We start from the raw sequence: 26,482 nt of genomic DNA, 5'->3' as shown, positions 1-26,482 counted from the left end.
ACTCATCCCAGAACGGAGACCCCGGCAGATGGCACCCGATCGCCGCTGGCCACGCAGTGTCTATGCGGAAGGGACCGAGCCGGACTACCGGTTCAGCTTCGCCAACGAGCGCACCTTCCTCGCGTGGATCCGGACGGCGTTGGCCCTGCTGGTCGCCGGGGTCGCCGTGGACGTCGTCGACCTGTCGCTCTCCGACGCCACCCAGAAGGCGTTGGCCGTCCTGTTGGTCGCTGCAGGCCTGCTCACCACCGTCGCTGCCTGGCTCCGCTGGGCGAGTGCCGAGCGCGCGGTCCGTCGCGCCGAACCCCTGCCCTCGTTCGGGATCGGGGTCGGGATCGCCCTGGTGCTGATCGCGGCCGCCGCGATCGCGTTGGCCGGACTGCGCTGAGTTGGCCACCTTCGACGACCCCGGGATCGCCAACGAGCGCACCGCGCTCGCCTGGCAACGCACAGCGCTCTCGATCGTCGGCGGCGCAGCCATCCTGGCCCGGCTGCGGGCAGCGGACCTGGCCGTGTTGGCGGTTCCGCTCGCCCTGGCAGCGATGCTCGGGCTCTGGGTACTGTTCGAGAGCCGGGGTCGATACCGGCGCACCGTCCGCGCCGAGCGGCGCGGCGGCCGGGCGCCTGCTGCACTGACCCTCGCAACGGCGTTGATCGCCCTGAGCGAACTGTTCGCTCTTCTACGCTGAGCCATCCGGCTCCAGATGTGAGAAGCAGCCCCACGGAGTTGCTTCACGCGGCACACTTAAGCCAGGGATTCCCATGGGAGGTTTGATCGCAGATGTCCGCTCGTTCACAGGTTCTTGAGGCGCTCGCCGACTTCGCCCGAGGTACCGATGCCCGTGACTGGGTGACCCTTCGCGGCCTGCTCGCCGACGACGTCCGCGGCTACGGCACCGACGGTGCGGAGCAGGTGATCGCGCAGATGCGTGCCCACCTCGACGGATGCGGCCCGACCCAGCACCTGCTCGGCAACCACCGGGTCAGCTTCACCGGCGAGGACAAGGCCCGGACCTGGAGCTACGGCCGGGTGATGCACCTCGGCGCCGGCGACAAGGCGAGCAAGACCCTGGAGCTCTTCGGCGAGTACGACGACACCTGGGTCCGTAAGGGCACCGGCTGGGTGCTGCACCGGCGCTCGTTCGAGATCTCCATCTCGCTGGGCGACTGGGGCGTGCTGCGCAAGGCGCAGTAGCTCCGCCGAGTCAGGTCGCAAGAGATGCCGGAGCTCGCGTTCACCTGGTGGGGACATGCCAGCGGCGTGCTCGAACTGGGTGACACCCGGATCGCTCTCGACCCGGTCTTCAGCAGGCAGCTCTACCACCTCCGACGCCGGATCGAGCTGCCTGCCGAGTTGCGTACGCCGCAGGCAGACCTGGTGCTGATCTCGCATCTGCACGCCGACCACCTGCATCTGCCGTCATTGCGACGGTTCGCGCCCACCACCCGGCTGATCGTGCCCCGCGGAGCAGCCCCGTTGTTCGCCTCGATGCCGAACCCGCTCACCGAGGTGGTCCCCGGCGAGCTGGTCCACCACGGCGACCTCCGGATCGAGGTGTTGCCCGCCCACCACGATGATCGCCGGCTCCCGGGTTCCAAACTCCGCGCACCGGCGCTCGGCTTCCGGATCGCCGACCCGGTGCACAGCGTCTGGTACCCCGGCGATACCGGCCTCTTCGACGGGCTCGCCGACGTCGCCGCGGTCGACCTGGCGATCGTCCCGATCGGCGGCTGGGGCCCCACCCTCGGTGAGCACCATCTCGACCCGTCGCAGGCCGCCGAGGCGATCCGCCGCGTCGGCGCCGAGTGGGCGGTCCCGGTCCACTACGGCACCCTGTGGCCGATCGGCCTGGAGGTCGCCCGACGCACCCGGCAACGGCTCTTCGTCGAGCCCGCCGACCGGTTCACCGAGGAGATGCGGACCGTCCTTCCCGCCGTCCGGCTCGACGTCCCCGCCCCCGGCTCCCGCCTCCACCCCAGCTAGTCCCTCCGGGAGATAGTCCCTGACGAAAAGCCCCCGAAATCGGCGATTTCAGGGGCTTTTCGTCAGGGACTATCGGGAGCGTGACGCGAAGCGGTGAGTTGGTGGCTCCGGATCAGCGGTCGAAGGCGTCGAGAACCTGGCGCTCGGTGAGGCCGTAGTCGCTCAGGGAGTAGGCGTGGTTCGGTGCCGCCTTACCCTCACGGGCCTCCCGGTCGACGGCGGCGATCGCCGCTTCGACGTCACTGTTCCAGTCCAGCCCGAAAGCGTCGTAGACCGCACGGGCCGTACCCACCTGATCCCGCACCAGATCGCCGAAACCGATCTCGACGAACTGGCTCTGGTCATAGGCGGATCGCGCATCGTGGAACGCGTGGTAGGCATGCGACCACAGCTCCAACTGGCTACGGCCCAACCGCTCCCCCACGAACGTCTCCGACTGTCCGGCCGTGGTCTCGGCGGTCAGCGAACAGGCCGAGGCGATGCAGGTCACCGGCTCGCGGTGCGTGTAGACGATCAGCGCATCCGGGTAGACGCTCATCACCGCGTCCAGCGCGCTCATGTGCGACGGGTTCTTCAGCACCCACCGCTTCTCGACATCGTTGATCCCGATCAACTGCAGGTTCTCCCGGTGCCGGGCATAGGCGTCGGTCCAGTCCTGCCGGCGCAGCCACTCGGTGTACTGCGGCAGGTAGGCCAACGACTCGTAGGAGTTGGACTTACCGGTCTGACGCAGCAACCGCCAGCACTCCTCGACCGTGGTCGCATCCAGGTAGTGGATACCGGCATAGTCGGGAGACGCCTCGTGGTGCGCGGCGAAGGAACGCTGCATCGCGGTGAAGATCGGGTCGGCCTCCCAGGTCTCCCGTGGCGGCCGCGGCTGCGGGAACTGGGTCAGCCACATCTCCAACCCCTGTGCGGCCGGATCGGCATGGAGCAACCGGTGCAGGATCGTGGTCCCGGTCCGCGGCATGCCCATCACGAAGACGGGCCGCTCGATCCGCACCTGGTGACGCTCGGGATGCGCGGCGAACTGGGCCTGGGTCAGCAGCCGTCCGACCAGCGCGCTCTTGACCTCCGAGCGTTGGAAGTAGCGCCCGCGTGGGGTGAGCCCGGCCGCCGGCGAGTTCAGGTCGTCGACCAGGACCCGCAGCCCCTCCTCGTGACGCCCGTCCCCGAAGTCGGTCAACCCCGTCGACCGGACGGCGGCCTCGGCGATCTCCTCGTAGCTCCCGACGGTCTCCCGTTCGCGCGCCATCACGTTGTCACTCATCGTCGAACTCCCTGCTCGCTGCTCATCCTTCTCCGGCCCGCCCTCACGAGATCATCCGCCGCGCGATACCGACCTGCCGCTCCGCGATCCGGCCGGCGTACTGCTCGGCGGTGACCTGGTTCTGCGGGTAGTAGGGCAGCCGCGCCGCGACGTCGTCGAAGGCGACCAGCTCGACCTGCGGGCCGTCGTCGGCGGTCAGCGGTCGTTCGACCCGTTGCCAGCGCAGCATGATCACTCCTGCGGCATGGCCGGTGGTGTCGAGCCAGTTCGCGATCCCCGGGTTCCGCGTCGAGATCACGTAGCGGAAGTAACCGTCAGGGTCGGCCTGTGCCTGGGCGCCGGTCAACGAGGACTGATAGTGCTCGTAGTCGGTGGAGACGTACCACTTCGAGCCGATCTGGATCGCCTGGTACGGCGCTGCGTCACAGACCGGCACGGTGACGATCAGTGCCTGGTCGTCGGTCAGGTCGTAGTGGCCCAACGACGAGAACTGGCTGACCAAACCACCAGGCGTGGACCTCGGCGCCGTCAGCGTGTTCACCGGCTCGGTGTAGGTGAACCACTTGGGGAACTCGAACCAGGTCCGGATCCGACCGGTCAGCGCCTTGGCCGCCACCCGGTAGCGCTTGGCGACCTGCTCGCGGTCGAGCAGCGCGCGCGGCACCCCGGCGGTGTCGAGCCGCTGGATCCGGATCGTGCCGCGCTGCTCGTTCGACCAGTCGTTGAAGACCTCCCGGATGATCACACTGGTCCCCTTGGTGAGCCCCAGCTCCGGGCCGAAGCGCCAGGAGAAGCTGCCGTCCTCGGCGACGTCCAACTCACGGTCGTCGAAGGAGGCCAGCGAGACCGGCGAACCGTCGGCGGTGTAGTTGCCGTCCATCACCTGGAAGGAGAGGTCCACCGAGCTCCCTCGAACACCGGAGATCTCGTAGGTGCCGCCGGCGTCGAGGTAGGCGTTGAAGTAGATCGCGTCCGGGTTGTCCAGTCCCTGGCGGGCGTACTGGTGTGTACCGTTCATCAGCACCGGATGGACCAGGTCGTAGTCGAAGGCGGCCTGGAGCGAGGAGCGGATGCTCCCCGCCAGGTAGTCGTAGCCCTCGGCCCGTTCCTGTTCGGTGATCTCGAAGGGCGGGTCCGCGATCAGCGCCTCCGCCTCGGCGATGGCCTCGCGGAGCTCCGCCGTCCACTCGTCAGTCATCACTCATCTCCTTGCTACGCAGGGCTTCCAGCAGAACCTGAACGGATTCGTCGACGCCGCCATCGGCAGGCGTGAGTCTGACCTCCGGTTCCGTGGGCGCCTCGTAGGGTGCGTCGATCCCGGTGAAGTCGGCGATCTCACCGGCTCGAGCACGTGCATACAGACCCTTGGGGTCGCGGCCCTCGCAGACCGCCAACGGCGTGTCCACGAAGACCTCCACGAACCGCAGGCCCGCTTCACGATGCGCGGCACGGACCCGGTCACGCGCGGCCGCGTCCGGGGAGACCAGGGAGACGATCGCGATCTGGCCGGTGTCGGCGAGGATCTGCGCCACCGCTCCGGTCCGCCGTACGTTCTCGGCGCGGTCGGCGACGCTGAACCCGAGGTCGGCGTTGAGACCGTGGCGAAGGTTGTCGCCGTCCAGGAGGTAGGCGGCGCGGCCGCTCTCACTCAGCTGGCGCTCGGCCTCGACCGCGATCGTGGACTTGCCCGAGCCCGAGAGCCCGGTCAGCCAGACCGTCATCCCCCGGCCGGCCTCCGGTGCCGGACGTGCGGCGCGTTCGACGGCGCCGTTCTGCCAGACCACGTTGTCATAGGAGACGGCCGGCCCGGTGATCATGCCGGCGGCCACCGTGTTGTTAGTGGTCTCGTCGATCAGGATGAACGAGCCGGTCTCGCGGCTGCGGCGGTAGGCGTCGAAGAGCAGCGGCTGCTGGGTCCGCAGGGTGACCCGGCCGATCTCGTTGAGGCCCAGGTCCGCGACCTCCTCGTCACGGTGCAGCGTATTGACGTCGAGCCGGTAGTCGATCTTCTCCACCACGGCACGCGTGGACCGGGTGGTGTGTTGGATCGTGTACCGATGCCCGGGGATCAGGCTGCTCTGCTCGGTGAGCCAGCAGACCATCGCGTCGATCTCCTGACCGACGAACGGCCGGTTCTGCGGTCGGCAGATCAGATCGCCGCGCGCGATATCGATGTCGTCGGCGAGTTCGACGGTCACGGCCTGACCGGTGAACGCCTCCTCCACCTTGGTGCCACCGGGGCCCCAGACGGCGGTGACCGTGGTGGTCCGGCCCGATGGCAGTACGGTCACCTCGTCGCCGGCCTTCATCACGCCACCGGCGATGGTGCCGGCGTAGCCACGGAAGTCGTGCAGGTCAGTGTCACGCGACTGGTGCGGCCGGATCACGTACTGCACCGGCAACCGGACGTCGATCAGGTTCCGGTCCGAGGCGATGTGCAGGTTCTCGAGCTGGTCGAGCAGGGCGGCGCCCTGGTACCAGGGCATCGCCGCGCTGCGGGTGACCACGTTGTCGCCGGTGAGTGCGCTGATCGGGATGAAGGAGAGGTCGCGGACCTCCAACTTGGCGGCGAACTTCTCGAAGTCGGCGCGGATCTCGTTGAAGACCTCCTCGGAGAACTCCACCAGGTCCATCTTGTTGACGCAGACGACCAGGTGCGGGATCGCCAGCAGGCTTGCCAGGAAGGCGTGTCGGCGCGACTGCTCCAGGACCCCGTGCCGGGCGTCGATCAGGATGATCGCGACGTCGGCGGTCGAGGCGCCGGTGACCATGTTCCGGGTGTACTGCAGGTGCCCCGGGGTGTCGGCGATGATGAACTTCCGCTTCGGCGTGGCGAAGTACCGGTAGGCGACATCGATGGTGATCCCCTGCTCGCGCTCGGCGCGCAGGCCGTCGGTGAGCAGCGCCAGGTCGGGAGCGTCCGAGCCGCGCGCCTTACTGGTGACGGCGACGGCGTCGAGCTGGTCGGCGAAGATCGCCTTCGAGTCGTACAGGAGCCGCCCGATCAGGGTGGACTTGCCGTCGTCGACGGACCCGGCGGTGGCGATGCGCAGTAGTTCGCTCATCAGAAGTAACCCTCCTTCTTGCGGTCTTCCATGCCGGCCTCAGAGATCCGGTCGTCGGCGCGCGTCGCGCCACGTTCGGTGATCCGGGCGGCGGCGACCTCGACGACCACCTCGGCGGTCGTGGTGGCGTCGGACTCGACGCACCCGGTGCAGGTGGCGTCGCCGACAGTGCGGAACCGGGTCAACGCCTCGAACGGCTGCTCCCCGGGCTGCGGTTCGATGAAGCGGTTGACGGCGAGCAGCATGCCGTCGCGCTCGACGACGGTGCGCTTGCGGGCGTAGTAGAGCTCGGGAAGTTCGATGCCTTCGCGTTCGATGTAGGACCAGATGTCGAGCTCGGTCCAGTTGGAGAGCGGGAAGACCCGGATGTTCTCGCCCTTGCGGTGCCGGCCGTTGTAGAGGCTCCACAGCTCGGGGCGCTGGTTACGCGGGTCCCACTGGCCGAACTCGTCGCGGAAGGAGAAGACCCGTTCCTTGGCGCGGGCCTTCTCCTCGTCGCGGCGGGCGCCACCGAAGGCGACGCCGAACTGGTTCTCGGCGATGCCACGCAGCAGTGCCGCGGTCTGCAGCCGGTTGCGCGGTGCGCCCGGGTACTGCTCGACGGAGCGCCCGGCGTCGATGTCGTCCTGGACGCTGGCGACGATGAGGCGCAGGCCGTACCGCTCGACCATCCGGTCGCGGTAGGTGATCACCTCGTCGAAGTTCTGGCCGGTGTCGACGTGCATCACCGCGAACGGCACCTGGGCCGGCCAGAAGGCCTTGAGCGCGAGGTGCAGCATGACCACGGAGTCCTTGCCGCCGGAGAAGAGCAGCACCGGCTTCTCGGCCGTGGCCGCGACCTCGCGGAAGATGTGCACCGACTCCGACTCCAGCCGGTCGAGGTGCGTCTGTTCGTAGACGACTGTCACGGGTTCCTCATCCTTCTCGATCGCGTTCCCCTGAAGTATTTCGAGTCAGAAGACTGACACGAAATATCAAGGGTGGTCAATCCGCGTTCCCACCGCACCGGGACTCCTCCGGTTCCAGGCATGCAAAAACGGCCGGCGAGCAGTGCTCACCGGCCGCCGCGAAGGGGTCAGACCTCCGGGTCCGCCTCGTCGCCGACGACGACGCCGTCGGCCTCCTCGACGGTGCCCGGGGCGCCGGAGACAGCAGCCCCGTCGGTCAGTTCGGCCATCGCCCAGGCGATCGTGTCGACCGCCTCCTGGGTCGACATCCGCCAACTCAGCGCCAGCCGCTCGTAGGCGTCCGTGCTCCATAGGATGTCCAGCACCGCCGCCAACCGGACGTCGCCACCACTGGCCCGCCGCAGCGCGCGATTCCGCTCGCGGTCCATCGCGATCACCGCAGCAGGCGGTATCCCGTGGGCGGTGGCGCTCGGCGTGAAGGTGGCCAGCGAGTTGAAGAGCTTGTCCACGACATCGGGGACCTGAGCGAGTTCGAGGTCGTCGTAGGAGATCGCAGCCTGCTCGTTGATCCGCACCATCATCGCCTCATGCAGATCCCGCTGCGCCGGGAAATGCCGATAGACCGTGCGCTCGCTGACCTCAGCAGCCTCGGCGACCACCTTGAAGGTGATGTCGCTCCAGTCCCAACTGCCGGCGGAGCGAGCAAGCTCCAACGCCGCTTCGAGAATCCGCTCGCGACCACGGCTCTGGCGCCGGGAATTGTCGTACTTGCGAGGGACTGCCGCCGTCATGACGCCGAGCCTACGCGAGACACCGCCCGCGGAGCTGGGGCAGTTCCCACCCGCAGCGATCAGGCGGTCAACGCATAGACGATCAGGGAGGCGAGTTCGGCATAGGCCTCGGCGTCACTGAGTTCGAGGCGGGAGAACATCTCACCGCGCTGGATCTCGAACATGGTGGCTGCGACCATCTCGGCAGCGAACGCGGCATGCACCTCACGGAAGGCTCCGGCCTTGATGCCCTCCGCGATCAGTTCGCGGATCCGGTCGGCAGCGGCCGCGGTGTTACGTCGGTAGACCTCGGCCGCCGGCGCGAACGCCGCCATGTCCGCCACGAACTCACGCGACAGTGGCTCCAGATACTCGCCGACCGCCGTCAGATACGCGGCGACCCGCTCCCCCGGCCCGTCACCGGCAGCCTCGACGGCGGCCTCGACGTTGGGCACGGACTCGCGGAAGTACTGCTTGACCGCCTCGGTGACCAACTCCTGCTTGGAGCCGGCCAACGTGTACAGCGAGGTCTTCGAGCAGCGCAGCCGCGCCGCCAGGTCGTCGAGAGTGAACTCGGCGAAACCCTCGGCGGCGAAGAGCGCGACCAGCCGATCGAGGAGGTCGACCTGCCGCGCCGTGCGACGACGTCGACCAGCAGCAGGCAACCCCCGCCGACCGGTCGACGTCGTTGTGGTCATGGCTTCGAGATCTCCTCGGTACGTTCCTTGCGAAGCTGGAATCGCTGAATCTTCCCAGACGGCGTCTTCGGAAGCTGCGAAACGAAGTGAATCTCTCGCGGGTAGAGATGCGCCGCGAGCTTGGTCTTGACCCGGTTCTTCAGCTCGGTCGCCAACTCATCGGACGGCGTCTCTCCGGGCGCCAGCACCACGAATGCCTCGACCACCTCGCCACGCAGGGCGTCCGGGACACCGACCACGGCCGACTCGGCGACCCGCGGGTCACCGACCAGCACCGACTCGACCTCGAACGGGCCGATCCGATAACCGGCCATGATGATCACGTCGTCGTCGCGGGCGGAGAAGTAGAGGAAGCCGTCAGCGTCCATCTGGCCGGCGTCGCCGGTGTAGTACCAGCGGCCGTCGGCGCTGAACCGCTCGGCGGTCTTCTCCGGGGCGTCGACGTAACCGGTGAACCACATCAGCGGGCTGCCCTCGAGGTCGATCACGACGCGGCCGAGCTCGCCCGGCTCGGCGATCTCGTCCGAGGTCTCCTTGAGCACCGCGGCCTTCCAACCCGGCATCGCGCGACCCATCGAGCCGTGCCGGATCTCGGCAGCGACGTCGGGGTGCCAGCCGTTGACGATCGACATGCCCAGCTCGGTCTGACCGTAGGTGTCGTGGATCTCCGCACCGAGAGTCTCGGCGCCCCAGGTGACGACGTCCGGGTTCAGCGGCTCACCGGCCGACGAGATCCGGCGCAGGTCGATCCCGGCCGGGGCCGGGGTCTCGGCCGAGCGCAGGCTGCGGAAGACGGTGGGCGCGGCGGCCAGGTTGGTGACGCCGAGTTCGTTGATCACCTTCCAGGTGGTCTCCGGACTGAAGCCGGCCTGGAGCAGGATGTTGCGGCGACCGGCCGCCAGCGGCGCGGCGATGCCGTAGTAGAGACCGTAGGCCCAGCCCGGGTCGGCGGCGTTCCAGTAGACGTCCTCGGCGGTGACGTCGAGGCCGTACTCGAGGTAGGTCACGAAGGTGGCGAGCGCCTTGACCGGGATCGGCACACCCTTGGGCGTACCGGTGGTCCCGGAGGTGAAGAGCCGGACCAGTTCGTCACTGCCGCTGCGCTCGACGGCGGGTGCCTGAGCCGGGTCGGCAGCGGCCAGCAGAGCGGCCAGTTCGAGCTCGCCGTCAGCGGCCTCGCCGGCCACGATCACCCGACGCTCGGGGTCGGCCGGCAGGTCCTCGCTCGGCACCAGTTTGGCGCGCTGGCCGGCATCGGTAATCACGATCTTGGCGGCGGAGCCCTGCAGGCGCAGGCCGATCGCCGGCGGCGCGAACGCGGTGAAGAGCGGCACGTGGACCGCCCCGGCCCGCCAGATACCGAGCACCGTGGTGACGAAGTCGGCGGACTTGCCCATCAGCGTGGCGACCCGGTCGCCGGGCTTCACACCGAGCTCGACCAGGGCCGCAGCGAAGCGGCGCGAACTCTCCGCGAGCTCGCCATAGGTGAGGTCGCGGAAGGTCAGGTCGGGCTGAACGATGGTGAAGGCGACGGCGTCTGCCGGGTGCCGGTCGCACAGCAGGTAGCCGAGGTCGCGACCGTCGTTGTCGAAGGTGGCGAGGAGTTCAGCGACGCGCGCGTCGGGGGTCATCGGGTTTTCTCCCTGGTCTGGAACGGGGCCTGTTGTGTCTCGGCTCACGTCACCGTGACACTTCGGTACTCCTATGAGTACTTTGGATCTACTTCCAGTATCAATCTTTCATGACGCAGAACACATTCAAAGGAGTCCGATGACTGCCCGCCGTGTGCTTCCCACCGAAGAAGCAAGCGACCTGATCAACCTGGTTCGCGACCTGGCCACCAAGGAACTCCTCCCCCGGGCAGCCGAAGCAGAAGCCACCGAGACCTTCCCCCGCGACGTCTTCAAGCTCCTCGGCGAGGTCGGCATCCTCGGCCTGCCGTACCCCGAAGAGTTCGGCGGCGGCGGTCAGCCCTACGAGGTCTACCTCCAGGTCCTGGAAGAGATCTCCGCCGTCTGGTCGAGCGTCGGCGTGGGCGTCTCCGTGCACGCGCTCTCCTGCTTCGGGCTCGCCACCAAGGGCACCGAGGAGCAGAAGCAGGCCTGGCTGCCGGAGATGCTCGGCGGCGACCTGCTCGGCGCCTACGCGCTCTCCGAGGCCCACGCCGGCTCGGACCCGGCCGCGATGAAGACCACCGCCCGCCTCGACGGCGACGAGTACGTGCTCAACGGCTCGAAGGCCTGGATCACCCACGGTGGCCACGCCGACTACTACAAGCTGCTGGCGCGTACCTCCGACGACCGCAACGGCATCTCCTGCTTCCTGATCCCGGCCGACACCCCCGGTCTGGTCGCCGACACCCCCGAGCGGAAGATGGGCCTGACCGGCTCCGCGACCACCGCGATCCTGCTCAACAACGTGCGGATCCCCGTCGAACGCCGACTCGGTGCCGAGGGCGAAGGCCTCAAGATCGCGCTCGCCGGGCTCGACGCCGGTCGGCTCGGTATCGCCGCCGTCGCCACCGGTCTCGCCCAGGGCGCTCTCGACCAGGCGGTCGCCTACGCCAAGGAACGCCACGCGTTCGGCAAGCGGATCATCGACCACCAGGGCCTGGCCTTCGTGCTCGCCGACATGGAGGCCGCCGTCCAGAGTTCGCGGGCGATGCTCCTGCACGCCGCGCGTCTCAAGGATCAGGGGCTGCCGTACGGCAAGGAAGCCAGCATTGCCAAGATGGTGGCCACCGACAACGCCATGAAGGTCACCACCGATGCCGTTCAGGTGCTCGGCGGGTATGGCTACACCAAGGACTTCCCCGTCGAGCGCTATATGCGCGAGGCCAAGGTCATGCAGATCTTTGAGGGCACCAACCAGATCCAGCGGATGGTGATCGCACGCGCCTTGGACAAGGACAACAACGGACAGATCACCAAGGAGATCAACTGATGCAGTTGCAGAACATCGCCGCCATCGTCACCGGCGGCGCTTCGGGCCTCGGCTCGGCCACCGCCCAGGCATTCGCGGCCAAGGGAGCCCAGGTCTACGCCTTCGACCTGCAGGCTTCGATCGACGCCGCCCCCGCGATCGACGGCATCACCTACGTACCGGTCGACGTGACCGACCCCGAGCAGGTCCAGGCCGCCGTCAACCAGGCTGCTGGTGGCGCCGAGCCGCTGCGTGTCGTGGTCAACTGCGCCGGCATCGGCCCGTCGAGCCGGATCCTGTCGAAGAAGGGCGTCCACGACCTCGCCCTCTACGCCAAGATCGTCCAGGTCAACCTGATCGGTACCTTCAACGTGCTGGCCCTGGCCGCCGAGAAGATCGCCGAGACCGAGGCGCTCGAGCACAACCAGCGCGGCGTCATCATCAACACCGCGTCGGTCGCCGCGTTCGAGGGCCAGATCGGCCAGGCCGCGTACTCGTCGTCGAAGGGTGGCGTCGTCGGCCTCAACGTGCCGGCCGCTCGCGACCTGGCGCAGTACGGCATCCGGGTGAACACCATCGCCCCGGGCATCATCGAGACCCCGATGCTGGCCACCGTCTCGGAGGAGTTCCGCGCCACCCTGTCGGCCGGTGTTCCGTTCCCGCAGCGTCTCGGCCGCCCCGAGGAGTACGCCCAGCTGGCCACCTTCCTGGTGGAGCACGACTACCTGAACGGCGAGGTCGTCCGGATGGACGGCGCGCTGCGGATGGCCCCCCGCTGATCCCGAACAGTCAGGCATACGCGCCGAGCCGTCAGGCATACGCGCCGAACCGTCACTGACTCGGCCGCTGGCCGGCCATGCACAGACCAGCGCCGCCCTACCGAATGATCGGTGGGGCGGCGCTGGTCATTTCTATCGGACGGCGCCGCTCAGGTGGCGCGTCGGTAGGCCAGCTTTGCCAGCCTGGTGAGCTTCTTGGTGCTGAAACTCGGCACATTGCTGACCTGCGCCAGGATCAGCTTGTTGCCCTTGCGGATGACGACGCCGGCGAACCGACGTGTCGAACCGGGCTCCGTCATCGTCTTCTGGCCCGCGACGCGATCGGCGCCCAGCTTCGGGAGCGAAACCGGTGTCATCGTGACCTTGATCCCGTCCAGAGTGAACGAGCGGCAGTTGCGCAGGACAGCGCGCATCGTGCTCACGCCGCGCTGCGCCTGCTTCTTGGTCGCGAAGTCGGATCCGGAGATCGCCGCGTTGGCCGCGCCTGTCGGCGTCAACAGTGCAGCGCTCATCGCGGCCACGGCCAGCAGACCGGTGGCAATTCGCTTCATCGATACCCCTCGTCGATCTTTCACGTCGGCCCACTGCCCGGACCCCCGGGTGCCTGCCTACCCCGGCCCGCGCGGGCTCAAAGTCCCCGCGGAGCGGGAGCACCCCCGAAACTGCGCGCCGCACCCCTTAGGGTGCTGGGCGTGAGCAGCCCCACCTTCGCAGAACTGATCCTGGCCCGATCCGACGACGACAGCACCGCGATCATCTTCGAGGGCGAGTCGTGGAGTTGGCGCGAGGCCGTGCTCGAGGCGCGCCGTCGAGTCACCCTGATCCGGCCGCACCGCAACCACGAGGCACCGTGGCATATCGGGATCTTCTGCGAGAACAGCGCGGAGCATGTCTTCTGGTGGCTGGCAGCAGCCCTCGACGGCGCCACCGTGGTCGGCCTGAACCCGACCCGCCGGGGCAGCGACCTGGCGCGTGACATCGCGTTCACCGAGTGCCAGTTCGTCGTCGTCGACGGTGCCCGCCGCAACCTGCTCAACGGTCTACTGGACCTGCCGCCGATCCTCGAGGTCGACGCCGAGGAGTATGCGGGGAAGGTGGCCGCGACGGAACCCGCCGTCATCGACGAACTGCCTGCACCTGAGGTGATCATGTCGCTGGTCTTCACCTCCGGGACCACCAGCGCTCCGAAGGCGGTGATCTGTACCCAGCGCCGGATGGGGATGCTCGCCGTCACTCAGCAGGAGCGTCGGGCGTTGACCTCCGACGACACGTTCTACATCGTGATGCCGCTGTTCCACTCCAACGCGGTGATGGCGGGCCTGGCGCCCGCGGTCTCGTCAGGTGCCGCCGTGGTGATCCGTCGCAAGTTCTCCGCGTCGAACTGGCTGCCCGACGTCCGCGAGCACGGTGTCACCTTCTTCAACTATGTGGGCAAGCCGCTCAACTACGTGCTGGCTACGCCCGAGCGCCCCGACGATGCGGACAACACGCTGCGGATCGCGTTCGGCAACGAGGCCTCCGAGCGGGACATCGCCCGGTTCTCCGAACGGTTCGGCTGCAAGGTGATCGACTCCTTCGGTTCCAGCGAGGGCGAGATCCGGATCATGCGGACCCCGGAGACGCCGACCGGCTCGCTGGGCCGCGCCCCCGAGGGCACAGTGGTCCTGGACCCGGAGACCCTGCTCGAATGCCCGCCCGCCGTCTTCGACGAGCGGGGCCGACTGACCAACGGCGACGCGGCGATCGGCGAGATCGTCAACAAGGTAGGGGCGCAGCTCTTCGAGGGGTACTGGAACAACCCCGAGGCGGACGCAGACCGGCTCCGCAACGGTTGGGTCTGGTCCGGCGACCTCGCCTACCGCGACGCCGACGGCTTCTTCTACTTCGCGGGCCGCAACGGCGACTGGCTGCGGGTGGACGGCGAGAACCTCGCCGCCGCCCCGATCGAGCGGCTGTTGCTGCGCTACAGCGGCTTCTCCGGAGTGGCTGTGGTGGCGACCCCGGACCCGATCGTCGGCGATGCGGTGCTCGCGGTGGTGGAGCTCGACCACCCCTTCGACCCGGAGGCGTTCCAGGCCTTCCTCGACACCCAGCCCGACCTCGGCACCAAGTGGTCCCCCGCCCACATCAAGGTCGTCGAGGAGCTGCCACGCACCGGCTCCAACAAGATCATCAAGCGGGCCATCGACCGGCAGCTGCGCGGCGAGATCTGGGATGCGACGTCGGAGGGTTACCAACTCCGCTGATCGCTGTCGGGGTCTCGGCAGGCTCGACCAACGGGGTCTCGACAAGCTCGACCAACGGGGTCTCGACAGGCTCGACCAACGGGGTCTCGGCAGGCTCGACCTCCGGCGTCCGCCTCAGGCGTCGTTGGCGCACCTGAACCCGATGTTCCCCGACGCCGAGTCCGGCGTGTTCGAGGAGCGGGCGGCAACCCGGTAACGGTTGCAGTAGGAGTCGTGGCACAGGTAGGAGCCGCCGCGCATGACTCGGGCGACGCCGTCCGCGGGGCCACGGGGGTCGTCGACGGGTGAGGTGGCGTAGTAGTCGGCGGCGAACCAGTCGGCCGTCCACTCCCAGACGTTGCCCGCCGTCTGGTAGAGCCCCAGACCGTTCGGCGGGAAGGTCTTCACCGGAGCCGTGGTCAAGAACCCGTCGTCGAGGGTGTTCGTCTGCGGGAACTCGCCCTGCCAGATGTTGCAACGGTGCCGTCCGCGCGGCGTCAGCTCGTCGCCCCAGGCGTAGCGTGACTGCGCCAGCCCACCCCGCGCCGCATACTCCCACTCGGCCTCGGTCGGCAGTCGCTTACCGGCCCAGGCACAGTAGGCCTCCGCGTCGTTCCAGGTCACCTGCACCACCGGGTGGTTGGCCCGCTTCGACACATCCGAGTGCGGCCCCTCCGGGTGCCGCCAGTCCGCGCCGCGGACCGCCAACCACCACGGCACCTCGGGTACCTGGTGCGAGACGTCCGCCGGGTCACCGTCGAAGGCGAGGTGGAAGACCGCCGAAACGCCCAGTTCCTCAGCCTCGGTGCGGTACCCGGTCGCCTTAACAAAAGTGGCGAACTGGGCGTTGGTCACCGTCGTCGCGTCAACGAAGAAACCGGGGATCTCCACCGGGTGCACCGGAAGCTCGCCGTCCGCGGGATACCCCTCATCGAAGGCGTCGCCCATCAGGAATCGACCACCGGGCAACGAGATCTGCCCCCGCGTGCTCCGCGCACTCGGCTCCGGCCTCCCGGCAGGGGCCGCCTGCGGACGGAGCTGCGGCATCGCCAGCCCGGTCACCGGAGTAGGGGCACAGCACGGGCTTCCCGACGTCATGGGCCAAGTCCATCACACCGCCGCAGCTCAGCATCATCCTCTGCTCCTGAGCGGGAGGAAGCTCGGACGTTATCTGATATGGGTCATGCCCCTTCCCTAGCAACGGGCGGAAGCTCAGATGTGTCCGGTCGGCCCCGATCGGACTGAACCGTTGGGGGTTCCGGTGCATACGTCAGTCACGCCTTCCACGAACACGACCGCCAAGCGCCGTCGGCGCTTCCGCTCGGTCGGTGCAGCTCTCCTTCTGCTGATCCCGTTCGCGACCGCTGCCCTGCTCTCCCCGCCGGCTACCGCCGCCACCGGTCAACTCACCTTCGTCGGCGCGAACAGCACCGCCGGCAACCGCACCGCCCATGTGGTGCAGATCCCCAACGACGTAACGCCTGGCGACCAGTTGGTCCTCTTCCTGACCACCAACTCCACCACCAGCACGGTCGCCGACACTGTCGACGGTTGGACGCTGCTGCAGAGCCGTGACGGCAACGGCATCCGGGCCCGCGCGTGGCGCCGCACCGCCACCACCGGCGACGCCGGCCGCACGATCACCGTGAACACCAGCGCCACCGCCAAGTCGGTGATGGCGATCAGCGCCTACCGCAGCACCGGCTCCGTCACCGTGACGGCGAGCGCGGTGACCGGCTCCGACGCCTCCACCGCCAGCCACGCCGCTCCCAACGTCGCGGTCGCAGACGCTGGATCGTGGACCGTCAACCTGTGGTCGGAGAAGTCCTCCGCAACCGCCACCTGGACCTTGCCCGCCTCCAGCGCCAGCCGCACCACCGCCGCGGCGACCGGTACCGGCCGGGTCAGTGCCGTGGTCAGCGACTCCGCCGGTCCGGTCACCACCGGAACCGCCAACGCCGGGACCGCGACCACCTCCGAAGCCGTCTCCCGGACGGCGTTGATCGCGGTCGCGCTCTCCCCCGGCACCACCCCCGATCCGGTGGATCAGGGCGAGGTGAGCCATGTCGCCACCGCCACCAGCCAGGGGAACCGGACCAACCACACCGTCCGGATCCCGTCTGAGACCAAGCCGCAGGACCTCCTGGTGATGAGCCTGATCACCAACACCAGCACCTCCACCATTGACGACGCCGTCCCCGGTTGGCAGTTGCTGCAGGTCCGCGACGGCAACGGCATCCGCGCCCGCCTCTGGAGCCGCAGTGCCACCGCTGCCGACGCCGACCGTGACGTCAGCGTCAGCGGAAGCGCGCTCGCCAAGTCGGTGATGAGTGTGAGCGTCTACCGCAGTACCGGCGTGCCGACGGTCGCCTCATCGGCGGTCGGCGGCGTCGACGGATCGACCGCCACCCCCACCGCGCCTGCCCTCACCTCGAACCAACCGCAGCGGTGGCTGCTCAACATCTGGAGCGAGAAGTCCTCGAACGTCACCACCTGGACGCCGCCGGCCGGAGCCACCCAGCGCGGCACCACCGCGAGCACCGGGACCGGCAAGGTCAGCATGCTGGTGGCCGACACCGCCGACGTGCCGACCGGTTCGGTCGCCGCCCGCTCGGCCACCGTCGACCCGGCCGCGGGACGGACCGCGACCTTCTCCGTGCTCGTCGACCCCGGCCTGGACGCCACCGATACCAATGAGCCGCCGACGGCGGAGTTCACCCTCGGATGTGCGGGCCGGACCTGTGAGTTCGACGCCTCGCACAGCTTCGACCCCGACGCCGACGACACTTTGACCTACGCCTGGAACTTCGGCGACGGCCAGACCGGGACCGGGATCTCCCCGAGCCACACCTACGCCACCGCAGGCACCCGCACGGTGACGTTGACCGTGAGCGACGGACCCCACTCCGACCAGGTCAGCCACACCGCGACGGCAATGGCCAGCCAGCCGGTCCCGAACCACAACCGACTGGTCCCCGATGTGCCCCGCACCAACACACCGCTGATCTCCAACGGCGAGATCTGGGACATCGAGATCGTCGGCACCCGTGCCTACATCGCCGGTAGCTTCACCTCGGCGCGCAACGCGTCGGGCAACGGCACCCAGACCACCTTCAACCAAGCCGGCCTGATCGCCTTCAACCCGAACACCGGCGTCATCGACACCGCCTTCCGACCGGTCTTCGGCAACGGTGGCGTCGAGGCCGTCGAGGCCTCTCCCGACGGCACCCGGCTCTATGTGGCCGGCAACTTCGGAACCGTCAACAGCCTGTCACGTAAGGCGATCGCGCGGATCGATCCCGCCACCGGTGCACCGGTCACGGCGTTCACCGCCAACGCGAACGCCAAGGTCGCCGAACTCGCGGTGACCGACTCGACGGTCTACGCGGGTGGCCGTTTCACCAGCATCAACAACGTGCCCCGCTCCGGCCTGGTCGCCGTCGACGCCCTTACCGGCGTGGTCCGCAGCGACTTCGTCAACAACATCACCGGCGGCATCGGCACCAACGGTGAGCTCACCGTGCAGCGGCTCAAGCTGACCCACGACGAAGGCCGGCTGCTGGTGGTCCACACCGGCCGCCAGGTCAACGGTCAGGACCGCTACGGCGTCGCCATCATCAACACCCGTACCGGGAAGCTCACCAACTGGCGTAGCCAGATCTGGGACGACAACCTCCAGTTCGTCGGCGGAATCCAGCGGGTCTACGGCGGCGACATCGCCCCCGACGACTCCTGGTTCGCGGTGACCAGTGGCTCCGGCGGCGACCGTCCGCCGATCAACGACACCGTCATCGCCTTCCCGATGGACGGCGGGGGTAGCGACGACGTCAAGCCGCTGTGGATCTCGCGGCACTTCGACTCCGTCTACTCGATCGCCATCTCCGAGGTCGCGGTCTACGTGGGTGGCCACTTCGCCTGGCAGGAGTCCCCGACCGCACCGCAGCCGTGGCCGGGCCTGGACGACGTCGGCTACGGCACCGGCCAGGGCCTCTCCGGCTACGGTCTCGGCGACGCCGTGGTGAAGCGGTTCCATGTCGGCGCGCTCAACCCTGCCGACGGCACCGCGTTGGAATGGAACCCGGGCTCCAACTCCTACGAGGGCAACAAAGCGATGGAGTTGACCCCGCGTGGCCTCTTCACCGGTGGTGACGCCACCACCCAGGGTGGCTACAACGTGGGCCGGATCGCCTTCTACGACTTCAACACGGTGGCCGCCTCGAACGGCGTCGAGACCACGATCGTCGACCCCATCGAGGGCCGGATCGAGCCGGTCAACGAGCCGTTCACGATCTCCGGGACGGCGAGTGCCGCGGCCGGAGTGCAGCGGGTCGAGGTCGACGTCATGGACCGCGGCACCCGTCGCTATCTCAACGACGACCTGACCACGTGGGGATCGACCACCCGCAACACGTTCAACGCCACGCTCGCCGGCACCGGCAGCCAACGCACCTGGTCGATCCCGATCACCATGACCAGCAACCGGGAACTGGTGATCTCGGCCCGCACCGTCGCCACGAACGGCACCGCGGACAACACCCGGGCCACCAAGAAGATCGAGACCTTCGGACTCTCGGACCAGCCGCCGAACACCAACGTGACCGGGCCGTCGTCCAGTGTGATCAACACGACCACCTTCACGGTCACCGGCACCGCCACCGACGACTTCGGCGTCAACTCGGTCAGTTTCACCGTGCGCGATGCTCAGAACCGTTACCTGCAACCGGATGGCACGGTGTCGGGGAGCAACTACTCCTTCCGATTCCAGCCTGACGTGGTCGGCGCGCTGAGCACCACGTGGTCGCAGGAGATCACCGTTCCCTACGAGGGCACCTGGAAGGTGCAGGCCAAGGCGACCGACACCGCCGGGCAGGCCGATCTCGATACCGCGGACCGGTCCTGGATCGTCACCACCGACGGTGTGCCGCCGACCGTCTCGATCACCCAACCTGCAGTGATGAACCCGCCGACGTCCGCCCAGACGGTGGTGGTGACCCCAGGCGCACCGCTGACCTTCTCGGGCACGGCCAACGACGACGAGTCGCTGAACCTGATCGAGATCCAGTTGCGCAACAGCACCACCCGCGAGAACCTCGCCGCCGACGGCACCTGGGGTGTCGACGCGATCGCCGGCTGGCATCGGATCTCACCGGCCAACCTGAACCAGAGCTCCTACAACTGGAGTTGGACGACGCCGTTCAACCTGACCCCGGGCACCTACACCTTCAGCATCCGTGCCGAAGATCAACTCGGCCTGGGCACGTCGTCCGCCAACCAGGGCAGGCTGACGCTCAGCGCGCAGATCCCGGGCGACGCTCCGCCCAACGGGCTGCTCGCGGTGACCGGCACCCAGACCGGTGGCCAGTCACTCAGCCTGAACCTGACCGGCACCGCGACCGACGACAAGGGCGTCGCCTCGGTACGGATCTCCCTGGAGGACCAGGACACCAACCGCTACCTCCAGCCGAACGGCACCCTGTCTGCGGCCTTTGCGACGTTGCCGGCCACCTTGGCCAGCCCCGGTGCCACCTCGACCACCTTCTCCCTACCGGTGACGCTGCCGACCCAGGGCGACTGGGCAGTCACAGCGTTGGCCTACGACTCCGCAGGACAACAGGACTCCTCCACCTCAGGGGCCACAGCGCGGTACCGGATCTACCCCGGTGACACCCCGCCGGCGTTGACCGACAACCTGCTCTCCCCCACCGAGGGCACCACGTTCGCCGACGGCCGGATCTTCGTCTCCGGACGCGCGGAGGACAACAACGCGATGCAACGCGTCGAGGTCGGCATCATCGACTCCGCAGGTCGGTGGATGAGTTCGAGTGGCACCTTCACGAGCACCACCGCGAGTTGGCGCACCGCATTCCTGACCAGCCCCGGTACGCCCGGCTCCAACTTCTCCTACACCACGCCGGTGGTCCCGGCCGGGGCGTACACGGTGCGGGTCCGCGCCGTCGACAACCACGACCTGGTCACCGACCCGCCGAGTGAACGGCACGTCACCGTCACCCAGCCGCCGAACAACCCGCCGGTGGCCAGCTTCACCACCTCGTGCACCTCGAACGTCTGCACCTTCGACGCTCGCGGCTCGACCGATGAGAACGCGGCGACGCTGACCTACACCTGGAACTTCGGCAACGGCACCGGATCGGGCCCGCTACCCACCCGGACCTACACCTCCGCCGGGACGTTCACGGTCACGCTCACCGCTCGCGACGAATGGGGAGCCACGGCGACGGCGACCGGTACGGTCACCATCGTCGAACCGGCCGGCAACCAACCGCCGACGGCAGTCTTCAACACCCCTGCCTGCGCCGGACTCTCCTGCAACTTCTCGGCCAGTGGATCGACGGACCCGAACACCGGCGACTCCATCTCCATCCGTTGGAACTGGGGCGATGGCACCGCCGACTCAACATCGACGTCGCCGAACCACGTCTTCGCCACTGCCGGTACCTGGACCGTCACCCTCACCGTCACCGACGGCTGGGGACGGGCCACCACGACCACCCGTCAGGTCACCGTCGGCTAGCACCGGACGACAGTGACCTGGCGGGTGCCCACCCGCGCTCCCGAGGACGGGCGGGGGTGGGCACCTGTCGGGTGCTCTTCGACCTGCTGCCATGATGCGATGCTGTACGCCGTGCGCCGATGCGTGACTCCACCTGTCGGGCCATGGGAGTCAGCAACGCATGGGAAGGCTTGGCCAGGTGAAGCGCCTCGACCCGTTCATGGTCGCCATCGTGGGGGCGATGCTGGTCGGCAGCGCCGTGCCACTCGACGGTCAAGCAGCGGTCTGGATGGACCGCGTCGTCGCAGCAGGGATCTTCTGGGTCTTCTTCCTCTACGGCATCAAGATCGCGCCGAAGGAGGCCGGGCGAGCGCTCGCCAACTGGCGGCTGCACACCTTGGTGATCGCCGCGACGTACCTGCTCTTCCCCACCCTCGGTCTGTTGACGACGCTGATCCCGCACTCGGTGCTGCCGGAGGATCTCGCGCTGGGCGTGCTCTTCCTCTGCCTGCTTCCGTCGACCGTGCAGTCGTCGGTCACCTTCACCTCCATCGCCCAGGGGAACGTGGCCGGCGCGATGTCGGCGGCTTCACTATCCAACCTGGCCGGCGTCTTCATCACACCGCTGCTGGCCGCTGCTCTGATGGGCGGCACGCTGACCCTCTCCACCGGCCTGGTGGCGAAGGTCGCCGCCCAACTGCTGCTGCCGTTCATCCTGGGCCAACTGGCCCGCCCGTTCCTCGCTGACGCCGTCAAGCGGCACCCGCAGGCGATCTCGCTCAGCGACCGCGGCGCGATCACGCTGGCGGTCTTCGCGGCGGCCAGCCATGCCCGTGAGGCGGGGGTCTGGTCGGCCGTCTCCGCGCTGGATCTGGCCGTCCTCTTCGCGGTGATGATCGCGCTGCTGGCGATCGTCCTGGCGATCACCTGGTTCGTGGGCCGCGAGACCCGATTGCCGCGGGGCGACCGGGTGGTGTTGGTGATGTGCGGTTCGAAGAAGTCGCTGGCCTCCGGCATTCCGATGGCGACGGTGCTGTTGCCGGCCTCCGGGATCGGCATGGTGGTGTTGCCGCTGATCCTCTTCCACCAGATCCAGCTGCTGACCTGCGCCAGCATCGCCCGCCGCTGGCAGCCCGCCTCAATGTGAGCTGACGGCGCAATTCCTGCCGGAAGATACGCCGTCAGGTCACATTGAGCGCGCGGGCAAACGCTTGGTGCATCGCGCTGACGGTCTGCTCGGAGCCGGGACTCAACTTGCCCATGTCGAGGAATCCGTGGATCAACTCGTCGGCGTGGATGGCCTCCACCTCGACCCCGGCGTCACGGAGCGCGTCGGCGTAGGCCAGCCCTTCGTCGCGAAGCGGATCGAAGCCGGCCGTGACCACGACGGCGGGCGGCAGCGAGGCACGCACCCCGTGCAGGGGCGAGAGCCGGGTATCGGTCGGCTCGACGGGGGCGGTCACGTAGTGGCCGAAGAACCAGACCATGGTCGCGGCCTCGAGCAGGTACCCCTCGGCGTTCTCTTCACGCGAGGGGTAGTCGCCCAGGGCGTCCACCACCGGGTAGATCAACAGCTGCGCGGTGACCTGTGGGACCTCCTGGGCGACGTAGGCGGCCAGGTTGCCGCCGGCGCTGTCACCGGCCACCCCGAACTGTTCGGAGCCGCCGTAGGAGGCAAGGTCGCCGGCGATCTCCCGGGCTGCGGCCAGCGCGTCGTCGCTGGCTGCTGGGAACGGGTGCTCGGGGGCCAGTCGATAGTCGACGGCCACCACGACGGCGTCCAGATCCCGCGCCAGCCGGCGGCACGGCTGGTCGTGGGTCTCCAGGTCGCCGATCACGAAGCCGCCGCCGTGCAGGAAGAGGACGGTGGGGCGCTCGACCAGGTCCGCGTCGGCACCGACCGGCCGGTAGCACCGCGCAGGCCTGCCGGCCACCTCCAGGTCGCTGACCTCGACCGGGATCGGCCCGCCGTCGATGCGGCAGACCGCTGCCATCGCGACCATTCCCTTGCGGGCGTCGTCCACGCTGCCCTCGTGCATCGGCGGGTAGCCGGAGTCGGCCAAGAATTGGAGAAGTCCAGCGGTCTGAGGTTCCAAAGCCATGGCGGCAGCGTAGGGGCGATCAGCCCAGATGGGAACGGATCGCGCGGGTCAGCGCGCGGGCATAGCGTTCCCGTCCCACCTTGCGGGTCATCCGCGCCGCGTCGGCTGCGGACCGCATGTTGCCGAGCTCGACCATCACGGTCGGCATCTTCGCCAGGTTGAGGGTGCCGAGGTCGCCCCTTACGTCGAGCCCGTCGCCACCCGCGATGTAGTTGGCAGCCGGAAGCCGTTCGTGGCGCAGCGCTGCCCGAACCTGTTTGGCGAGTCGAAGCGAACGCGCCTGGACCTGCGGCTTTTGAGCAGCGCTGCGCCGCGGCGCGATCACGTGGAAGCCGTGCGCTCCCCGGCTCAGCGATCCGTCGGCATGGATGCTGAGCTTGAGATCGGCACCGATCCGGTTGCCGGCCCGGCCCCGGACGTCGACGCACGGCCCCCACTTCCGCGCGCTGTTGCTGCTCCGGGTCAGCACCACGGTGGCGCCCAGCTTCTCCAGCCTCCGGGTGAGCGAGCGGGCCACCTGCCAGGTGAGGGTGGCCTCCGGGTAGCCGTCGTCCGTCGCGGTCCCGGTGGTGTTGCAGGGCTTCCGCGATCCCCCGATGTCGACGAGCGCGTTGATCTGCGCGGGGAAGTTCCGGTTACCCACCTGGTGCCCGGGGTCGATCACGATGGTGCGCCCCGCCAAGGGCCGGGCGCGGGACGGTTGCCCGGTGCTCGACGTGCTGGAGGACCCCTCGACGGTGTCGGGGACCTGCGCGGCGGGCCCTGCGGGCCCCGAGCAAGCGGAGAGGGTCGCGACGAGTGTCCCTGCCACGAACCAGGCGCGGATCCGCATCGCTTCCTCCCTCCCGACTAGGGTTGGTCCCCGTCGCAGGCTACCCCCGGCGACGAACAACCTGGTCGTACAGAAGGAGCACGCAATGAGTTGGCTGGTCACCGGTGGCGCCGGATACATCGGTTCACACGTGGTGAAGGCGCTGCGCGAGGCAGGCCTGCCCACCGTCGTGCTCGACGACCTCTCCACCGGGTTCGCCGGCTTCGTGCCGGACGACGTCCCGTTCGTCCAGGGGACACTGCTCGACGCCGACCTGGTCGCCTCGACCCTCAAGCAGCATGCCGTCACCGGCGTGATTCACGTTGCGGGTTACAAGTACGCGGGCGTCTCGGTGCAGCGACCGCTGCACACCTACGAGCAGAACGTCACCGCGATGCTGGTGCTGATGCGGGCGATGAAGGAGGCCGACGTCGACAAGTTGGTCTTCTCCTCCAGCGCCGCCACCTACGGCACGCCGGACGTCGACAAGGTCACCGAGACCACCGCGACCAACCCCGAATCGCCCTACGGTGAATCGAAGCTGATCGGCGAGTGGATGCTCCGTGACGCCGGCGTCGCCTACGGCCTCAACCACACCAGCCTGCGCTACTTCAACGTGGTCGGCTCGGGCCAGGAGTCGCTCTTCGACGCCAGCCCGCACAACCTCTTCCCGTTGGTCTTCGACATGCTGCTGCGTGGGGCCACCCCGCGGATCAACGGCGACGACTACGCCACCCCCGACGGCACCTGCGTCCGCGACTACGTGCATGTGGCCGATCTCGCCCTCGCTCACGTCGCCGCGGCCCAGCGCCTGGACGCCGGCCAGCCGGTGGAGCGGATCTACAACCTGGGTAGCGGCGAGGGCTCGTCGGTGCGCCAGATCATGGACACGATCCGCGAGGTGACCGGCCTCGACTTCACCCCCGAGGTGCACGAGCGCCGCGCCGGCGACCCCGCCCAGATCGTCGCCAGCGGCGAGCTCGCCGCCCGCGACCTGGGTTGGCAGATGCGGCACAGCCTGCGCGAGATGGTGGCCAGCGCCTGGGCAGCACGGCAGGCAGCCGGAGACACCTACCCGAGGTAGACCGGATTCCACCTCAAAGAAGGTGTACTCCCCTACCATCTGCAGTGGGAGCAGTACATAAGACCCGAGGTGGCAATGAACGGTCACAACAGTTTTGGTCCCCACGATCACGAGGGCGGTGGTGGTGACGAGGCGAACGCGTACCAGGAACCGGACGCGTCGTCGCCTGCTGCCGACCGCAGCTCCCCCGAGACCGAGGCCACCCTGGCCGGCGGGATCAAGGTCCGCGAGCGCCGTCGGCGTCAGCGTTCCCGGTTCCGCCGGTTCACCCATTGGCTGCGACGCCACAAGGCACTGACCACGCTGCTGGCGATCGCCCTGGTGCTGTTGCTGATCATCGTCGGCTGGCTCTGGTACCTGAACCGCGAGATGGACGACGTCACCCGTTTCCCGATCGACGGCGGTGACCGACCGGCGCGGGTGGCCGGCGACCAGATGAACCTGCTCTTCCTCGGCGTCGACGACCTCGACTACTCCGAGAACGTAGGCCCCGACGTCTACGACATGCTGGAGAGCGGCAAGTGGGAGCGCGGCGCGTTCCGCAGCGACACCATGATGCTGGTCCACCTGGAGGCCGGACGACGCTCCGCCCAGGTGGTCTCGATCCCGCGCGACTCCTGGGTCGACATCCCGGGTGAGGGCAAGTCGAAGATCAACGCAGCGTTCTCCTGGGGCGGGCCCGAGCTCGCGGTTCGCACCGTGGAGAAGAACTTCAACATCTACATCGACCACGTCGTCGTGGTGAACTTCGGCGGCTTCGAGGACATCAGCGAGGTCGTCGACGGGGTCACCGTCTTCGTGCCCCAGGAGGTCGGCGCCGACCCGAGGTACAAGCCGAGCGGCGTCTGGGAACGCGGCTACCACAATCTGAAGGGGAAGCCCGCGCTCGGCTACGTCCGTCAGCGCTACGGTCTGCCCGGCGGCGACTTCGACCGGATCCACCGCCAGCAGAACTTCCTCCGCTCGCTGCTCGACAAGCTGGCCAGCCGCGGCACCCTGCTAAACCCGGTCCGGGTCACCCGGCTCACCCAGAAGCTCTCCGAACTGATCGCCGTCGACGACGGGCTCACCTCGGCCAAGATGCGCGAGCTCGCCCTTTCCAGCAGGCACCTGCGTTCGTCCGGTATCCGCTTCGTCACGCTGCCGAACAACGGCTCGGGCACCGAAGGCCGGGCCAGCGTCGTCAAGGTCGACTTCCCCAGCGCGTTGACCATGTTCGAAGCGATCGCCAACGACCAGTTCGAACCGTGGCTCAGCAAGAACCAGGTCGGGCAGCTGCCTTCGCCGGACCAGGTCGACTAGCTGTGATGTCCAGCCACGTTGGTCGAGATTCTGCGATGACACGGTCTGACT

Annotated in this window: 22 protein-coding genes; 11 read left to right on the top strand and 11 right to left on the bottom strand. The window is 68.4% G+C overall.

The genetic code is table 11. The features are described from left to right. The first annotated feature begins 28 nt into the window (after nt 1-28). The 4 genes from ACLM5J_RS20155 to ACLM5J_RS20140 all read left to right on the top strand — a co-directional run bounded on the left by ACLM5J_RS20155 (nt 29) and on the right by ACLM5J_RS20140 (nt 1,984). Nucleotides 29-388 carry a YidH family protein gene (locus tag ACLM5J_RS20155; RefSeq protein WP_413658469.1) on the top strand — a complete coding sequence of 120 codons (360 nt, stop codon included), beginning with the start codon at nt 29-31 and terminating at the stop codon, nt 386-388. Between the two features lies 1 nt (nt 389). After that, nucleotides 390-689, top strand: coding sequence for a DUF202 domain-containing protein (locus tag ACLM5J_RS20150; RefSeq protein ID WP_413658468.1), 300 nt, complete (start codon nt 390-392; stop codon nt 687-689). Between the two features lie 92 nt (nt 690-781). Then, a complete protein-coding gene (locus ACLM5J_RS20145; protein ID WP_413658467.1) occupies nt 782-1,195 on the top strand; it encodes a nuclear transport factor 2 family protein in 414 nt (137 codons plus the stop codon). 24 nt (nt 1,196-1,219) lie between these two features. After that, nucleotides 1,220-1,984: an MBL fold metallo-hydrolase gene (locus ACLM5J_RS20140; protein WP_413658466.1), complete on the top strand. Its 765-nt coding sequence runs from the start codon at nt 1,220-1,222 to the stop codon at nt 1,982-1,984. A gap of 112 nt (nt 1,985-2,096) precedes the next feature. On the opposite strand, the gene ACLM5J_RS20135 is transcribed toward ACLM5J_RS20140, so the two are convergent. The 7 genes from ACLM5J_RS20135 to ACLM5J_RS20105 all read right to left on the bottom strand — a co-directional run bounded on the left by ACLM5J_RS20135 (nt 2,097) and on the right by ACLM5J_RS20105 (nt 10,326). Further along, nucleotides 2,097-3,254 (bottom strand): sulfotransferase family protein, encoded by a 1,158-nt coding sequence (locus ACLM5J_RS20135; RefSeq protein WP_413658465.1) that lies wholly within the window; start codon nt 3,252-3,254, stop codon nt 2,097-2,099. 43 nt (nt 3,255-3,297) lie between these two features. Beyond that, nucleotides 3,298-4,452: a hypothetical protein gene (locus ACLM5J_RS20130; RefSeq protein ID WP_413658464.1), complete on the bottom strand. Its 1,155-nt coding sequence runs from the start codon at nt 4,450-4,452 to the stop codon at nt 3,298-3,300. Then, the gene (cysN, locus tag ACLM5J_RS20125) at nt 4,445-6,319 is read right to left on the bottom strand and encodes a sulfate adenylyltransferase subunit CysN (protein WP_413658463.1); all 1,875 of its coding nucleotides are present in this window, start codon (nt 6,317-6,319) and stop codon (nt 4,445-4,447) included. Before cysN ends, ACLM5J_RS20130 begins: the two co-directional genes overlap by 8 nt. After that, the gene (gene cysD / locus ACLM5J_RS20120; RefSeq protein WP_413658462.1) at nt 6,319-7,227 is read right to left on the bottom strand and encodes a sulfate adenylyltransferase subunit CysD; all 909 of its coding nucleotides are present in this window, start codon (nt 7,225-7,227) and stop codon (nt 6,319-6,321) included. The genes cysN and cysD overlap by 1 nt, the downstream gene beginning before the upstream one ends. 167 nt (nt 7,228-7,394) lie before the next feature. Then, entirely contained in the window at nt 7,395-8,018 is a 624-nt protein-coding gene (locus ACLM5J_RS20115; protein WP_413658461.1) for a TetR/AcrR family transcriptional regulator, read from the bottom strand. Nucleotides 8,019-8,077: 59 nt separating this feature from the next. Continuing rightward, the gene (locus ACLM5J_RS20110; protein WP_413658460.1) at nt 8,078-8,695 is read right to left on the bottom strand and encodes a TetR/AcrR family transcriptional regulator; all 618 of its coding nucleotides are present in this window, start codon (nt 8,693-8,695) and stop codon (nt 8,078-8,080) included. Continuing rightward, complete coding sequence (locus tag ACLM5J_RS20105; RefSeq protein WP_413658459.1) at nt 8,692-10,326, bottom strand: AMP-binding protein; 1,635 nt, start codon at nt 10,324-10,326, stop codon at nt 8,692-8,694. Before ACLM5J_RS20105 ends, ACLM5J_RS20110 begins: the two co-directional genes overlap by 4 nt. A 139-nt stretch (nt 10,327-10,465) precedes the next feature. Here ACLM5J_RS20105 and ACLM5J_RS20100 point away from each other — a divergent pair, with 139 nt between their 5' ends. Both ACLM5J_RS20100 and ACLM5J_RS20095 read left to right on the top strand, forming a co-directional pair. Beyond that, a complete protein-coding gene (locus ACLM5J_RS20100) occupies nt 10,466-11,638 on the top strand; it encodes an acyl-CoA dehydrogenase family protein (protein WP_413658458.1) in 1,173 nt (390 codons plus the stop codon). Further along, nucleotides 11,638-12,396, top strand: coding sequence for an SDR family NAD(P)-dependent oxidoreductase (locus tag ACLM5J_RS20095; RefSeq protein WP_413658457.1), 759 nt, complete (start codon nt 11,638-11,640; stop codon nt 12,394-12,396). The genes ACLM5J_RS20100 and ACLM5J_RS20095 overlap by 1 nt, the downstream gene beginning before the upstream one ends. A 149-nt stretch (nt 12,397-12,545) precedes the next feature. On the opposite strand, the gene ACLM5J_RS20090 is transcribed toward ACLM5J_RS20095, so the two are convergent. Then, nucleotides 12,546-12,947, bottom strand: a complete 402-nt coding sequence (locus ACLM5J_RS20090; RefSeq protein WP_413658456.1) for a hypothetical protein — start codon at nt 12,945-12,947, stop codon at nt 12,546-12,548. 141 nt (nt 12,948-13,088) lie between these two features. On the opposite strand from ACLM5J_RS20090, the gene ACLM5J_RS20085 reads away from it, so the two are divergent. Further along, the gene (locus ACLM5J_RS20085; RefSeq protein ID WP_413658455.1) at nt 13,089-14,642 is read left to right on the top strand and encodes an AMP-binding protein; all 1,554 of its coding nucleotides are present in this window, start codon (nt 13,089-13,091) and stop codon (nt 14,640-14,642) included. A 114-nt stretch (nt 14,643-14,756) separates the two neighbouring features. Here ACLM5J_RS20085 and ACLM5J_RS20080 read toward each other — a convergent pair whose 3' ends face one another. Beyond that, the gene (locus ACLM5J_RS20080) at nt 14,757-15,719 is read right to left on the bottom strand and encodes a formylglycine-generating enzyme family protein (RefSeq protein WP_413658454.1); all 963 of its coding nucleotides are present in this window, start codon (nt 15,717-15,719) and stop codon (nt 14,757-14,759) included. 163 nt (nt 15,720-15,882) lie between these two features. On the opposite strand from ACLM5J_RS20080, the gene ACLM5J_RS20075 reads away from it, so the two are divergent. Both ACLM5J_RS20075 and ACLM5J_RS20070 read left to right on the top strand, forming a co-directional pair. Next, nucleotides 15,883-21,153, top strand: coding sequence for a PKD domain-containing protein (locus ACLM5J_RS20075; protein WP_413658453.1), 5,271 nt, complete (start codon nt 15,883-15,885; stop codon nt 21,151-21,153). A 178-nt stretch (nt 21,154-21,331) separates the two neighbouring features. Further along, the gene (locus ACLM5J_RS20070; RefSeq protein WP_413658452.1) at nt 21,332-22,279 is read left to right on the top strand and encodes a bile acid:sodium symporter family protein; all 948 of its coding nucleotides are present in this window, start codon (nt 21,332-21,334) and stop codon (nt 22,277-22,279) included. 34 nt (nt 22,280-22,313) lie between these two features. On the opposite strand, the gene ACLM5J_RS20065 is transcribed toward ACLM5J_RS20070, so the two are convergent. Together ACLM5J_RS20065 and ACLM5J_RS20060 are read right to left on the bottom strand one after the other, a co-directional pair. After that, entirely contained in the window at nt 22,314-23,234 is a 921-nt protein-coding gene (locus ACLM5J_RS20065) for an alpha/beta hydrolase (RefSeq protein ID WP_413658451.1), read from the bottom strand. A 19-nt stretch (nt 23,235-23,253) separates the two neighbouring features. After that, nucleotides 23,254-24,066 carry an N-acetylmuramoyl-L-alanine amidase gene (locus ACLM5J_RS20060; RefSeq protein ID WP_413658450.1) on the bottom strand — a complete coding sequence of 271 codons (813 nt, stop codon included), beginning with the start codon at nt 24,064-24,066 and terminating at the stop codon, nt 23,254-23,256. A gap of 85 nt (nt 24,067-24,151) precedes the next feature. Between ACLM5J_RS20060 and galE the strand changes: the two genes are divergently transcribed. Next, the gene (gene galE / locus ACLM5J_RS20055; protein WP_413658449.1) at nt 24,152-25,129 is read left to right on the top strand and encodes a UDP-glucose 4-epimerase GalE; all 978 of its coding nucleotides are present in this window, start codon (nt 24,152-24,154) and stop codon (nt 25,127-25,129) included. Nucleotides 25,130-25,204: 75 nt separating this feature from the next. After that, the gene (locus tag ACLM5J_RS20050; protein ID WP_413658448.1) at nt 25,205-26,431 is read left to right on the top strand and encodes an LCP family protein; all 1,227 of its coding nucleotides are present in this window, start codon (nt 25,205-25,207) and stop codon (nt 26,429-26,431) included. Nucleotides 26,432-26,482: the final 51 nt, after the last annotated feature.

This window comes from Nocardioides sp. Bht2, assembly GCF_047308515.1.
Taxonomy (GTDB): Bacteria; Actinomycetota; Actinomycetes; order Propionibacteriales; family Nocardioidaceae; genus Nocardioides.
The sequence above is the reverse complement of the archived record's forward strand: the minus strand, read 5'-3'. Positions and strand labels throughout refer to the sequence as shown.

Coding starts and splice junctions, on each gene's coding strand:
- ACLM5J_RS20050 (WP_413658448.1), top strand. CDS start 25,205: ATGAACGGTCACAACAGTTTTGGTCCCCACGATCACGAGGGCGGTGGT.
- ACLM5J_RS20095 (WP_413658457.1), top strand. CDS start 11,638: ATGCAGTTGCAGAACATCGCCGCCATCGTCACCGGCGGCGCTTCGGGC.
- ACLM5J_RS20130 (WP_413658464.1), bottom strand. CDS start 4,452: ATGACTGACGAGTGGACGGCGGAGCTCCGCGAGGCCATCGCCGAGGCG.
- ACLM5J_RS20080 (WP_413658454.1), bottom strand. CDS start 15,719: ATGACGTCGGGAAGCCCGTGCTGTGCCCCTACTCCGGTGACCGGGCTG.
- ACLM5J_RS20110 (WP_413658460.1), bottom strand. CDS start 8,695: ATGACCACAACGACGTCGACCGGTCGGCGGGGGTTGCCTGCTGCTGGT.
- ACLM5J_RS20060 (WP_413658450.1), bottom strand. CDS start 24,066: ATGCGGATCCGCGCCTGGTTCGTGGCAGGGACACTCGTCGCGACCCTC.
- ACLM5J_RS20135 (WP_413658465.1), bottom strand. CDS start 3,254: ATGAGTGACAACGTGATGGCGCGCGAACGGGAGACCGTCGGGAGCTAC.
- ACLM5J_RS20145 (WP_413658467.1), top strand. CDS start 782: ATGTCCGCTCGTTCACAGGTTCTTGAGGCGCTCGCCGACTTCGCCCGA.
- ACLM5J_RS20090 (WP_413658456.1), bottom strand. CDS start 12,947: ATGAAGCGAATTGCCACCGGTCTGCTGGCCGTGGCCGCGATGAGCGCT.
- ACLM5J_RS20140 (WP_413658466.1), top strand. CDS start 1,220: ATGCCGGAGCTCGCGTTCACCTGGTGGGGACATGCCAGCGGCGTGCTC.
- ACLM5J_RS20155 (WP_413658469.1), top strand. CDS start 29: ATGGCACCCGATCGCCGCTGGCCACGCAGTGTCTATGCGGAAGGGACC.
- galE (WP_413658449.1), top strand. CDS start 24,152: ATGAGTTGGCTGGTCACCGGTGGCGCCGGATACATCGGTTCACACGTG.
- cysN (WP_413658463.1), bottom strand. CDS start 6,319: ATGAGCGAACTACTGCGCATCGCCACCGCCGGGTCCGTCGACGACGGC.
- ACLM5J_RS20105 (WP_413658459.1), bottom strand. CDS start 10,326: ATGACCCCCGACGCGCGCGTCGCTGAACTCCTCGCCACCTTCGACAAC.
- ACLM5J_RS20115 (WP_413658461.1), bottom strand. CDS start 8,018: ATGACGGCGGCAGTCCCTCGCAAGTACGACAATTCCCGGCGCCAGAGC.
- ACLM5J_RS20100 (WP_413658458.1), top strand. CDS start 10,466: ATGACTGCCCGCCGTGTGCTTCCCACCGAAGAAGCAAGCGACCTGATC.
- ACLM5J_RS20065 (WP_413658451.1), bottom strand. CDS start 23,234: ATGGCTTTGGAACCTCAGACCGCTGGACTTCTCCAATTCTTGGCCGAC.